Annotated in this window: 8 protein-coding genes; 1 reads left to right on the forward strand and 7 read right to left on the reverse strand. The window is 48.9% G+C overall.

The annotated features are described in order from the left end of the window. Nucleotides 1–4 precede the first annotated feature (4 nt). From ACFQ3J_RS14805 to ACFQ3J_RS14825, 5 genes are all read right to left on the reverse strand, one after another. A complete protein-coding gene (locus tag ACFQ3J_RS14805) occupies nucleotides 5–2650 on the reverse strand; it encodes a transglutaminase-like domain-containing protein (protein ID WP_251582390.1) in 2646 nt (881 codons plus the stop codon). A gap of 7 nt (nucleotides 2651–2657) precedes the next feature. Next, nucleotides 2658–3683 (reverse strand): carbohydrate-binding family 9-like protein, encoded by a 1026-nt coding sequence (locus tag ACFQ3J_RS14810; protein WP_379293097.1) that lies wholly within the window; start codon nucleotides 3681–3683, stop codon nucleotides 2658–2660. Next, nucleotides 3680–5017, reverse strand: a complete 1338-nt coding sequence (locus tag ACFQ3J_RS14815) for a glycoside hydrolase family 125 protein (protein WP_251582394.1) — start codon at nucleotides 5015–5017, stop codon at nucleotides 3680–3682. The genes ACFQ3J_RS14810 and ACFQ3J_RS14815 overlap by 4 nt, the downstream gene beginning before the upstream one ends. 71 nt (nucleotides 5018–5088) lie before the next feature. Beyond that, nucleotides 5089–6375: an alpha-L-fucosidase gene (locus ACFQ3J_RS14820; protein WP_251582396.1), complete on the reverse strand. Its 1287-nt coding sequence runs from the start codon at nucleotides 6373–6375 to the stop codon at nucleotides 5089–5091. A gap of 22 nt (nucleotides 6376–6397) precedes the next feature. Then, nucleotides 6398–7789: an alpha-L-fucosidase gene (locus ACFQ3J_RS14825; protein ID WP_251582398.1), complete on the reverse strand. Its 1392-nt coding sequence runs from the start codon at nucleotides 7787–7789 to the stop codon at nucleotides 6398–6400. A 135-nt stretch (nucleotides 7790–7924) separates the two neighbouring features. Between ACFQ3J_RS14825 and ACFQ3J_RS14830 the strand changes: the two genes are divergently transcribed. Continuing rightward, nucleotides 7925–10204, forward strand: coding sequence for a helix-turn-helix domain-containing protein (locus ACFQ3J_RS14830; RefSeq protein WP_251582767.1), 2280 nt, complete (start codon nucleotides 7925–7927; stop codon nucleotides 10202–10204). Between the two features lie 90 nt (nucleotides 10205–10294). Here the strand turns inward: ACFQ3J_RS14830 and ACFQ3J_RS14835 are convergent, their stop codons facing one another. Both ACFQ3J_RS14835 and ACFQ3J_RS14840 read right to left on the reverse strand, forming a co-directional pair. Continuing rightward, on the reverse strand, nucleotides 10295–11917 hold the full coding sequence (locus ACFQ3J_RS14835; protein WP_091153354.1) for an extracellular solute-binding protein: 1623 nt from the start codon (nucleotides 11915–11917) through the stop codon (nucleotides 10295–10297). A gap of 39 nt (nucleotides 11918–11956) precedes the next feature. Further along, nucleotides 11957–12865 (reverse strand): carbohydrate ABC transporter permease, encoded by a 909-nt coding sequence (locus tag ACFQ3J_RS14840; protein ID WP_251582400.1) that lies wholly within the window; start codon nucleotides 12863–12865, stop codon nucleotides 11957–11959. Between the last annotated feature and the right edge of the window lie 6 nt (nucleotides 12866–12871).

The following is a 12871-nucleotide window of genomic DNA, read 5'->3' on the forward strand; positions in this document are numbered from 1 at the left end:
CGTCTTATCCTCCAGTCTGCTTCACTTCGCGAAGCTGTCGGTTCAGCTGGGAACTGACCTGAATGGCTTCCCTTACAGCTCCAATACGGTAACCGGACGACGCGTATCGGATCTGATTCGCTTCATCCAGTACGACCAGATGAGGATACCCAGACTCGAGGGCGGAAGAACTCCGAAACAGCTCAGGCAATGAGGAAGGATCGCCCTCGGCTATATGAACCTGCCTTGGAAGCTGCTCCAGCTGTTCATCTCGCAAGGTCATTTGCTTCCCTGTAGAGCCTGTAATCAATAAGATTGGAACATTCCGCTCCGCCAGTTCCTCCTTAAGGTCAGCAAGCTCTTTAAATAAGTGCATGGTCGGTTCTCTCTCTGGTTCTATCCAGGCAGCAATAATGCCGCAGGCAGTACCAGGTCGCTTATCGTTCATACCGGGTGCGGTGCCATACTGCCGATCCAGTGCTAAATTGTCGTTCACTGTCCCTATAACGGGAATCTCTTCCTCGCTGCTGCGCAAGGTGATTGTCACTTCGGTTTCTTTGCCTTCCTCCACCTCAAAGTAAGTAATCCTTGCCCTCACCGTACCGTCTTTGAGACGTACGCCCGTAACCATACGGTAGAAGCCCGATTCGACCTCCAATGGTTCTGCAAACCAGTCTTTCGATCCAAACGGAAAGTGCAGGGTCACATATTGCCCATGGACAAGCCGGGCGATGGAAATATCCTCATAATAAGCAGCACTCGGTGTACCTACTGCTGACTCTCCCAATTCAAGATGCAAGTATCCGATTCGCTCGCTCACCTCATCATTACTGCCTAGATCCGCATAGATCCAGCTCCCTTTTTGCCAATACTGTGGTTTGTGCTCATTCGGATGCAGACGAGACGGAATTCCGAAGCTGCGGCATAGGGCAACAAACAGGATAGCGAGGGAGTCCTCATCTCCGGCCATCAAGCGGTAAGTTCCAGCGACAGTGCCTTTTCCTTTCAGATTCGGCAGATCTTCAGAGCACATATACTGTTCTTTCAGCTGTTCGGCCAGAAGCTCAGGTCGTTTTATGAAGGAGGCTTGCTCTTCCAGGTTATAGGCAGCCTGGAACTGCTCTCTGTATAGACCAAGCATCTCATAAGATACCCGCGGACAGAGCACATAAGGAATGAACAAGGTGTCAGGCAGCATACCTCGAAGAGGAAGAGCACTTCTCAGATGCTCGTGCAGCACAGGACGGAAAGTATCAATTAAATCCTTGCTGTTGAGCGATTCCAGCAGAATGAGGGGCCATTCTCCATGCTCAGGAGCGCTTTCCTTGAGAAATTCGGCAATTTCATGACCATTGCCGCGTGCCTTCTGCAAGACATCCCATACTCTTCCCTCCGGTAGACCCAGCTCCTCAGAGAGAAGCCTGCTCTCAGACTGAGTGACAAAAGTGCCTTCAAACGCTGCACGAATAGCGGCACCTTCCTTCATTCGCTCCTGATGCATGGATTCCGCCTGTTCCGTCAGCTCTGGAAGCACCTCGCCTGCCAGCTCAGGAGGAGGTACCATATCAAGATCAACAACGCCGCTCTCTTGAACCTGTGGAGAGGAAAGATTCAGAATCAGCTCCACTTTGTCCATCTCGGCTACTCTTACTTTGCGCTCCTGCCAGTGATCCTGGAATACAGCACGAATCAGCAGGTCCCCATAGCCTGTCTTAAAGAAGGCTTCTCCTCTCTCATCTGCCCTAAGCTCTGCAATCGGATAGAACTCCGCCATGTTATATAATTCGAAACGTACTATCGCTCCCTGCACCGGCATTCCGTCCTGGTCCTTGACTGAAACCGTAAGCTCCTTCGCAGGAGCATAGTTCGTAAGGAGATTCAACTCGGTGTACCATTGCTTCGCTATCGTAATGTCCTCTGAACCGTGATAGCTGCCGAGCACCCTTGTGTTCATCAGCATCGAGCGTCGTGCCGGCGGTGTAAACCATCCTTGATTAAGGCGTGCTTCCGGTTCGCATGCACCAATATAATACCAGGTACCATCCGCCCAAGCTTCCACCCAGGCATGATTGTCATCGCAATGGGCCCATCGAGGTGTATATACCTGACGAGCAGGAATGCCGATACTGCGCAGTGCAGTAACTGCCAGCGTAGATTCTTCACCGCATCTCCCCCGGGCACTTCGAATCATAGTTAGCGGTGAAGCGGTTCTCAGATCACTGCCGATATAAGTTGCCTTCTCATAGCACCAGTAATTGGTTTCCAGAATGGCGTCTGCCATGGATAATGAGCGGGTACGATCAGCAAGCTCTGCATAGAAAATATCCCTGCAATCCTCGATATTCTCGGTATTCACCCTCGCCGGCAGCACAAAATGCAGAAATAGTTCATCCGGGACCTGCTTACCCCACGGAACTTCCTGCCGGATTCGTAATGCGGACCGCACATGGCTTAAAAACACCGAGCTTGCAACATCCGCCAGATCCTGCAGCGGGCTGTAGGCATACACATACTTCAGCGCCCATTCCTCTTCTAAGGTCATCGTCTCCTGAAAAACAGCAAATATCTCATCTGCTCTGGCTCTGACAAGCTGCTGCTTAATACGAAGCTGGTTCTCAATATCATTCATTCTTTCACGGGTTAGTGAAAACACCGAGGTTTGTGTACTCATATCTATTTCACTCCTTCCACAGTTTTCCATCCTCACGGATGATCCACGTGCCGCTTCCGTCTGCTGCTTCAGCAGTAATTTGAAATAAATGCTTCGCTGCATAAACCTCGGGATCGAGTTCCAGGTCCGAAGACCAGCCGAGTCGTGTCAAATCCTCCGTATAGCTTCCATTGTGTTCTGCGAAATTACGCTGCAGGTAGTACAGTTTTCTAAGCTCCCACTTTATTCGTTCATCCCGAGAAATACGAAATTGACCCGGATCTTCATCATCTGCGAATACGACATATCCCCACAGCTCAGGATAATGCATGTTGATCAGCCCCATCGGAGACCAGACCCAGTTATCCTCGGGGTAAGGCTTACCCGTATCAGGATTAATCACTTTGCTATAAATCCCACCTACCACCTCTGTCTGCCACTCCACCCTTGAGAAATTCACTCTCCAGAACTCACCCGGAAGCGGAGCGCGGTGTTCTTTCGCACATTCCTTCAGACTGGTCCAAGGTATAGCTGCTTCAACAGACCATTTGCGGTTCGCTGCCTCTGGATTGTTGAGCTCGCCGTCTATATGCACCGCTGTCCTCAGTCCCTTCATATCCCAGCTGTCCAGCGGTGGGCCCCCGTCCCGGTAAGGCTTGATGAGGAGTAAATCCCACACCGTATTCAGCGCATTGATCTCAAATTCGTAGTACCCGTGACTGTCTCCGTCCGGATCAATAAAAATTTCAAAGTCATTATCATAAAAAATGACCGAGTCACGTTCTGTCAGCGTAGCCCAAATACGATTCTCCCACAGCTCAGCCCCTACATAAAAATAGTCATCATCCCACAGCATCTTCACTCGTGTATCTTGACCGGGCCGGGGACGGATATCGCCTTCAATATCGACAAACTTATCGGTCCATGCTGCCTTGTTCCAGAATGGCTTGTCGAGTCTTCCGTCAAGTACAGCCTCACCATTTGCGCGCCGGCAAATATAATGCTTCGGTTCATACTCTTCGATCTGAGGGACAGGCACCCCGCTCAGCATCATGATGTCCCCTCCTCATCCAGAATTCCATCCTGCCAAGCCTGATAGATGAATTGCGAGAACAGGCTGTTCGACCAGGCGAACCAGGATCTCGTATAATTGTGCGGATCATCGGCATGAAAGCCTTCGTGCATATAGCCGGTATCCGCGTCCGTTGCTTCCAGCATTTGAATAAGGGTCAGCTTCTCTTCAGCAGATTGAGCGGTTATCCCTTGCATAGACAGCGCCATATGCCAAATAAATTGGTCTGGTGTATGCGGGCTTCCAATTCCCCGGGCACAGTTGCCTTCATAGTAGAACGGATTGTCCTTGGAGAGGGCGAATCGCCGTGTATTCTGATATACCGGATCGTCTGCTGTACAATATCCAAGATAAGGGATAGATAAGAGCCCCGGTGTACCCGCATCATCCATCAAACAGTAATTCCCGTATCCGTCTGTCTCATAGGCATAGATCGGGCCAAACTCTGGATGCCGGTAAATACCGTAGAGAGAAATGCCGCGGCTGATTTCGGCTTCAAGCTGTTTAAGCTCCTGTACAAACCTAGCATCCCGGTAAATCCGGTCTGCAAATTCCTGCATATAGCGGAGCACCACAACCGCAAACATATTGCCGGGAATGTTATAGTGAAAATCGCATGCATCATCGCTTGAGCGGAATCCAGACCAGACCATCCCCGTATAGTTCACCGGCGTGCCGAGCCCCTCATTTGCGAGGGTATCTTCCGGTATCCCGTTATGACGCATAAATCGATAGGGGGAGCGAGCCTCGTGACGCTGCTCGGTACGGAAGAGTTCATATATCATTCGCATTGCGGACTTGAATTCGGCATTATACACTGCTGTATCCCCTGTCTCTTGCCAATAATGGTATGCAAGACGCATCGGGAAGCAGAGAGAATCAATCTCGAATTTGCGTTCCCACACCCATGGGGACATTTCGGTTATGTCAGTTGTATTCCAATGCCAATCGCTTGCTGATTCATTAAATGCATTGGCATAAGGGTCCAGATGAATATACTCGACATGCTTCTTAATGAGACCACTGATTATTCTTCGAAGATCCGCATCCTCCTTCGCGAAGGGTACATAATGAATGACCTGTTCGACCGAATCCCGAAGCCACGACGCCGGGATGTCTCCCGTTATAACAAACGTCGTCCCGTCATCTAGCAGCTTGACCGTTGTCTCCAATGTATTCGGGAAACAGTTTCGAAACAGCTTGGAGAGCTTTGGCCTATGGGAGAGCGCCTGCTCTGCCTTATCCAATACCTGCTGAATAGCTTCAGGCAGCTGAAATTTCGGAATGTCTATGCTGGGCAGTTGAAAAGAATCCATTAAAGAATAAAGCTCCTTTCTCAACAGAATAATGAGGTGTCTTAAACCTGGCCTTAGCACCGTTAACCTAATTAATTGTGAGTGACCACCGCACCAGAGCCGCCATACATTTCGACTTCTTCATCGAACTCCAGCTTCACGACGGTAGTCAGCTCATGAGTATCCTCATGAGTCAGATGAATCCAGGTTGTACCTGGAATCTGAAACCACGGAACCCCGCCATGAATTTCGTGTGTCAGCTCCTTGCCTGAATGGAGTATTGATGCCTTCTTGATTTTACTCAACAGTCCCTTGAGACAAATGCTCTCCTTCGGGTCTCCATGCACAAATAAGTAAAGTGACTTTCGGTCGGCAGAGAGAGTACTCCCTTCCCCGTAGTAGCGGGTCATAATCCCGTCTCTTGTTCCATATACCGCTTCCTCGTGAGCTCTGATCCATTTTCCCAGCCCGAGTAAAATAGCTTCCTGTCTGTCGTCAATGGTACCGTCTTCTCTCGGTCCAATATCGAGCAGCATATTACCGCCCATCGAGATACAGTCGCAGAACATACGGACAATCTGATGCAGTGATTTGTAATGCTGATCCGTCGGCACATAACCCCAGGAAGAATTGATCGTTGTACAGAATTCCCACGCTCCTTCCGGTCGAGTCATCGGCAGCCCTTGCTCAGGAGTCTTATAATCTCCATGTCCCGCAAGACGTGAATTAATGATGACCTCTGGCTGCAGGGATTGCAGGTATTGCTTAAATGCAGGCAGATTCCACTGCTCCGCGCTCCGTTCCCAATCCCCGTCAAACCACAGCAGGTCTACCTTGCCGTATCCGGTTAGCAGCTCTTCCAGTTGATGATTGTTGAATGCAAGAAATCGGGTCCACTTCTCCTCATCCTGAATTCCGTTTGCCGGATAAGAATAATTGTTGACAGAAGCCGCGTCCTCAGGAACCTTGCCTCCTTCATACACACTTGGATAATCCGGGTGAGACCAGTCAATCAGCGAATAATAAAGTCCAAGTCTTAATCCTTTAGCCGTGATCGCATCAGCATATTCCCGCACAATGTCGCGACGCGCCGGCGTTCTCTTCACCGTATTGAGGTCACTGTACTGCGTGTCCCACAGGGCTACTCCATCATGATGCTTGGTCGTGAGCACCGCATACTTCGCTCCAGATTGCTCAATGAGGTCAGCCCAAGCCTCGGCATCATATTGAGAGGCTGTAAATCCGTTCAGCTGCTTCATGTACTCGTCGTAAGTCATCCGTCCGTTATAAAAGGACCATGATTCCGCAACTCCATCTACTGCATAAATTCCATAGTGAATAAAGATTCCCAGCTTCGCATCCTCAAACCACTTCTGCATACGGATATCTGCACCTTTCCATCTATGAGATTCTGAACACATGAGCAATCGGTGCAACACCGGTCAGCTCACCTTCCGGCATTTCAACTTCAATCCCTTCCCCTGTCTTCGTGAAATGGAGATCCTCAGCTCCATCGACTAGGTCAATCCGGGAAATATCCTGGTGATGAATCAGCGGAAGCGTCATCGTGCGCTTCACTTCCTGTTTCTCATCAGCATAGAGATAAAAAGCATAAATCTGTTCATTCTTTTGTGTGAAATGGACGTTACCTGCCGAATAGGGTTCACATATCCGTGTTCCGTATATGGATTCTCCGTAAGCCTTCAGCCATGCCCCCATACCCTCAATCCGGGCAATGGCTGTTCTGGACAATCGGCCATCTGGCTGAGGTCCGACGTTAAGAGCCAGGTTGCCTCCTTTTGCGACGATTTCGATCAGCATATGAATGAGCTGCCGTACGGTCTTGTAGTCATCCTCGTAGCGAAAAGAAAACGAGGTGCCCATCGTAATACAGCTCTCCCACGGCACATGAAGGGCCCGTTCCGGCATCGTCTGCTCCGGGGTAATCAGGTTCTCGTAGGGTCCTCCCACTGTTCGATCTACAGACAGAAGCCAAGGCTGCAATTGACGAGCCTTCTCCACCACTTCGCCGATGCGAATATTTTGAACCCTGTAATCGTTAACCCACCCGGCATCCAGCCATAGAACATCGATCCGTCCGTAGTCTGTCATCAGCTCCATAATCTGCTCATGGGTGAACTGTACGAATTCCTCCCACAGCCAAGGGTACTCCCTAGGGTCAAAGCTCGGACCGCGTGATGTCTTCATCCCTCTCTCCATGCCTTCAGCCCAATAATAGGGAGAATGCCAGTCTGCCTTGGAGAAATAAGCCGAGATACCAAGCCCTTGTGCACGGAATGCCTCGAATAGATGCTTCGTAATATCTGCATACCTATGCCTCGAGAAGGGACATTCTCTTCCGGTAATCCGATATTCTGTGGTACGGGTATTCCACATACAGAACCCGTCATGATGCTTCGTCGTAAAGTTCAAATATTTAAATCCGTTATTTGCGGCAAGCTCTGCCCATTTCTCTGGTTCAAAACGAATGGGGTTAAAGGTCTTATTCAGTTCAAAATACTCCCGCTTCATCTCTTCACCGTCAATATCCCACTCAATATCGGCACGGGACCACACCGCATCTTCATCACTAAGCGCCCAGGACTCTACGATGCCAATCTGGGAATAAGGACCCCAATGCATCATTAGTCCGAGCTTCTGATCCTTAAACCATTCCAAGCGTTCCAGCAATAACGGATCTTCGGGCTTGACCCACTTATCCTCGCTGCTGTAATTATGAACTCCCTGCTCTACGGCAGGTGAAGCTTCTGTCTGGGTCTGATCTTGACTCATCGTGTACCCTCCTACTGAGATTAGAGAAAAATCTGCATTTGACGAGATTTGTATGTCCAAATCTTTTGTTTATTGCTATCATGTATAAGAAATGACCAATTCATAGGAAAAAGGAGGCGGCATTTCATCTTGAGAATGGACTATTTCAAATCCAAGCTGTTCCTGAAGTACATCCTGTCCTATCTGTTCATTCTGCTTATCCCTCTCGTACTCATGACTGTGTTTATTTATGAAAATGCTGTAGCAACCCTCCGTACTGAAATTGAAAGCTCACGTCTAGCCCAACTCTCTCAAACGAAAGTAACGATTGATGGCCGTATGAAAGAGCTCAGTGAAATAGCTTCACGGATTTCTTATGATGATCGGCTCTCGTCCTATCGTGTGAACAATACACGCACCAGCCCGGAAGCGATTCGTGCTCTGGATCAGTACAAGGCGACCAGCTCCATGATTGATGAAATTCATCTCTACTTCCACAACGATAAACGTATTTACTCCAGCAAAGGCTTAACCGACTTTGAAGTATTTGCAGACAATTTCAGCTTTGCGAGCTGGGACAAGCAGTCCTTCTATCGTGATCTGAATGAAGTGAAGCATCCTACTGTAAGACCTGCTGACTTGGTCACCAAGATCGGAGGAGTGCAGGACCGTAAGCTGGCCTTTCTCATTCCGATTACACCAAACAGTCTTAATCCTCATGCCACCGTCATGTATTTCATTAAGGAAACAGAGATAACCAATCTGATTGATTCGATCCTTGGAAGCTACCAGGGTCTCACCTTCGTTCTTGATGCAGAAGGTCAAGTGCTTGCTGCGAATCGTCAAGGGGATACACTGAGCGAAGAAGCCTCACAAACCCTGTTTGCAGAGACTGCTCCAGGTATCCATGAACGAACACTGGATGGTAAAGAGCATTCTATTGTATCGGTTCAATCCGAATCCAATGGATGGACGTATATGACGGTAATGCCAAGCTCACAGTTCTTCAGCAGTGTGATAGATGTCCGCAGCGTTATGATTATGATCATTGCACTCGTACTGCTTATTGGAGCCGTCATCGCACTTGTTCTTGCACGAATGCAGTATCGTCCTATCTCATCGCTAGTCGAATTCGCATCCTCGCGCTTCCCTGAGACACAAATCAATGGAAATCACAGTTACCGAAACGAGCTGGAACGGATACGCTCTGCTCTGCAGGATTACAGCTCCCGCATGGATATACAGGAGCCTTTTGCCCGCAATCACTATCTGTCCACACTCATTAAGGTTGGAGACACCGATCATCACTCACCTGAGCTCGCACAGCTGTTTGATCTTAATCTAAGCAGGAACAATCTGTTCGTGATGGTTATCGGCTGGAACGAAGCAAAGCCCTCAAATATGGATAATCGCAGTCAAATTATTAATCGGCTTGCTCGCTTTGAGCTGCCCGAGCTGCAGGCAACCGGGTATGGGGTAGAACTGACACAGCTGGATCAATTCGCGATCATTATCAATTTTGATGAAGCCGAAGAGCTTGATGAACTGGCCCAAATGAAGCAGATTACAGAGCAGATCCGCAGCATGCTGATGAATACATTTGCCATTACACCGATGATTGGGACAGGAAGCTGTTACCATCACCTTCACGAGCTGAATCAATCTTATATCGAGGCTTGCTCGGCCTTCGATCTGCTCGTTCCAGGGGAATTCGGGTCCGTAGCGCTGTTTGCAGATTTGTCCAAGACACCGAGCCACTCCTTCTGGATACCGAATCATGTTCAGCTAAAGCTTACGCAAAGTCTAAAGCAGGGCAACTATGACATCGCCTCCCAGATGATTCGCTCGTCTGTAGACAGTCTGCAGGCTTCCAAGCTGCCGGCTCTCCTTGTTCGCTGCATTAGCTTTGATCTGCTCAACACGATATTGAAGACCGCTACTGAGCTGGGCGAACATCATATGCTGCAAAGAATTGCTCCAGGCATGGTATTCACCAGCTCACTTAAGGAGCTGGAATCCGTCCTGCTCTCCCTTGCCTCCCAGGTATGTACCGAGGTTGAGCAGGATTCCAAGCAGGAAGAACAGTCCTTGATCGACCGGATCATTGAATATATTGATACACACTTTACAGATCACAGCCTGAGCCTCGATACCATTTCCTGTGAATTTGAAATTTCACCGTCCCATGTCAGCCGATCCTTCAAGGACAAGACGGGAATAAATTTCGTTCAGTACATCTGGCAGAAACGGCTCGATCGAATGATCTACCAGCTGAAGACAACCGATACACCGCTGAAAGATCTTATTCAGGAGGTCGGCTATCTGGATACACCCAACTTTATTCGTAAATTCAAGAAGGAGACCGGTCTTACACCAGGACAATATCGCAAGCAGCACCGCACCACCGCCAATGATAAGAACGGCTCTGCCAGCTAGTGTGCAGAGAAAGCCAACATCCGTAATCCATCGACTCCGGAGAGGATGTTGGCTTGCTTCTTTCATTTCATAAGATCAAGTTAATCTGTTTTATAGACCTGCAGCATTCCATGTATCGTAAACTTCCTGATAAATTTCCTGGATACGGTCTCCACCCATCTTCTTCACTTGCTCAACGTAGCTGTCCCAATTGGACAGGGGCTCTTCGCCAGTTACAAACTTTGCTTCCATCTGTGTTACATATGTGTTGAGGTCTGAGAGAAGTGCTGAGGCCTCATCCTGCTGCTCATTATTCAAGTAAGCATTCGGGAAAGGCGCTTTACCAATCGGTACGAGCTTTTCCTCATTTTCCTTGGCAATCCAATCATCAAACTCTGTTCTAAGCCCATTTGTCAGCTCAGGTGTGTTATATCCTGGGGTCAGCATGCCAAAGTTTGGTGTAATCGTACCTCTGTACTCCTCACGATCTCCACCGCCTGGAACGGGAAGCCATTCTTTTTCATACGTATCTTTATTTGTGTACTGCCACAAAGTCCCTTCAGGGCCTTGGTTAAATAAGGTTTGTCCTTCAATCGTATATAGATAGTCGATCCAGCGCATCGTCGCTTCCGGATGTTCATTCACACTGGTAATTGCAAAGGTTCCATTAGCCGAGAGTCCCGGATGCATTCCATAGACTGGAGATCCCTCGATCTCGCTCGCTACCGGAGTCATCAGTGGATTATTCATAGCGTCATTCGGATCTCCGCCGAGTGTAAAGTAGGAGTAGTAATCATTAAAGACAGCGATCTGATTATTTTCTCCCTTGGCTTTTTTCTGCTCAGGTGTCTGGGAGAAGGTCTCATGATCCAGCAGCTCCTCTTCCCATAGACGGTTCATGAATTCCAAATAACCCTTGTAGCCTTCCTGCATCGGACTGTAAAAAACCTGATCCTGCTTATCCACATAGACGACCGGATCATAAATGCCCCAGAAGCCAAGGAAATACATCCGCAGATCGTCCAGCTTGACAGATGTCAGCGGAATTTCGTCAGCCTGACCGTTGCCGTTCGGATCTTCTGTCTTCACTCTTTTAAGAAATTCATACAGCTCGTCCGTTGTTCTTGGAAGCTCGTCTACACCTAGCGCTTCCAGCATTTTGCCGTTATACCACATGGGGCTGCGATACCAGACAGCAGCACTGTCGATGAATGGGAGGGAGTATATATGTCCATCAGGTGTTGTGAAGGATTTGCGAATGTCGGGATTCTCATCAAACAATTTCTTAATATTCGGCGCATAACCTCCATCAATGTAAGGCTCAAGCGGAATAAGAGAACCCTGAGTCCCGTAAGTCACTTGCTCTGCGGGTGTGAGATCGGCTGCGTATAGAACGTCTGGCAGATCGCCACTTGCAAACACAAGGTTCTTCTTCGTTGCGAAGCTGTCAATCGGTGTAAGCTGATATTCGAACTTAATATTCGTGAGCTTCTCTGCTTCCTGCAGGACCGGCATATTGCTCCAGTCTGCTACACCAGCATCCTGGGACATCATGGTCATCGTGATCGGCTCGTCCACAATCGGAAAGCCCTCTTTCTTGACACCCGTTTCCTCCGGGGTACGGGGCTCCGCCGTCTCGCCGGATTCAGAAGGTGAGGTTCCGCATGCGGCAAGCATGCTTGCGGAAAGGATCAAACTGAGAAGAACCGCTGACTTCTTACGAACTCTCTTCATGACAACAACTCCCTTTTCTGATGGTTTATATGGTAACGATCAGCCCTTTACGGAGCCAATCATAACACCCTGTACAAAATAGCGTTGCAGGAATGGGTAGATAATGATGACCGGCAGTGTGGAGACGATGATAACTGCATATCGGACCAGTGCGGCTACCTCCGCTTTGTTATTGAGCGCTGTTGCGGATGTGCTGTCCATCATGCCCGAGCCTTGGGCCGACATTTCCTGCAGAACGAGGATCTGTCTTAACACAAGCTGCAGCGGATATTTATCCGAATCATTGAAATAGATCATGGCGGAGAAGTAGCTGTTCCAGTGTCCTACCCCATAGAAGAGAGCCATGACAGCAATAATCGGCATCGAGAGGGGCAATATAATCTTGAGAAACAGCTTCAGATTCGAGCATCCGTCGATTTGTGCTGCTTCATGAAGCTCTCCCGGAATCGTCCCCTGGAAGAAGGTGCGGGAGACAATAATGTTCCACACCGATGCGGCGGAAGGCAGAATCAGCGCCCACATGCTGTTGATCATGCCCAGCTCCTTAATCAGCAGATAGGTTGGTACGAGCCCTCCTCCGAAGAACATCGTGACCATAAACATTCCCATAAAAAAGTTTCTTCCTACGAAATCTCTTCTGCTGAGCGCATAAGCTGCTGGAATGGTAACCATCAGGTTCACCGCGGTACCGACCACGGTATACAGAATGGTGTTCGCATAACCTGACCAGATGCGTGTATCCTGAAACACACGCTGATACCCCTCAAACGTAATATCTTTGGGAAAGAGCCACATCGCTCCGGAAGCAACGGCTTTTGGATTACTGATTGAAGCACTGATCATATAGACCAGCGGATAAGCGACAACAAGGAATGCAATCGTGACATAGAGATAATTCAGTGCCAGAAAAATTTTGTCTTGTCTCGTTTCTTTAATACCGGTTAGCATCGTCCA

Source organism: Paenibacillus provencensis (assembly GCF_042678545.1).
Lineage (GTDB): Bacteria > Bacillota > Bacilli > Paenibacillales > Paenibacillaceae > Paenibacillus > Paenibacillus provencensis.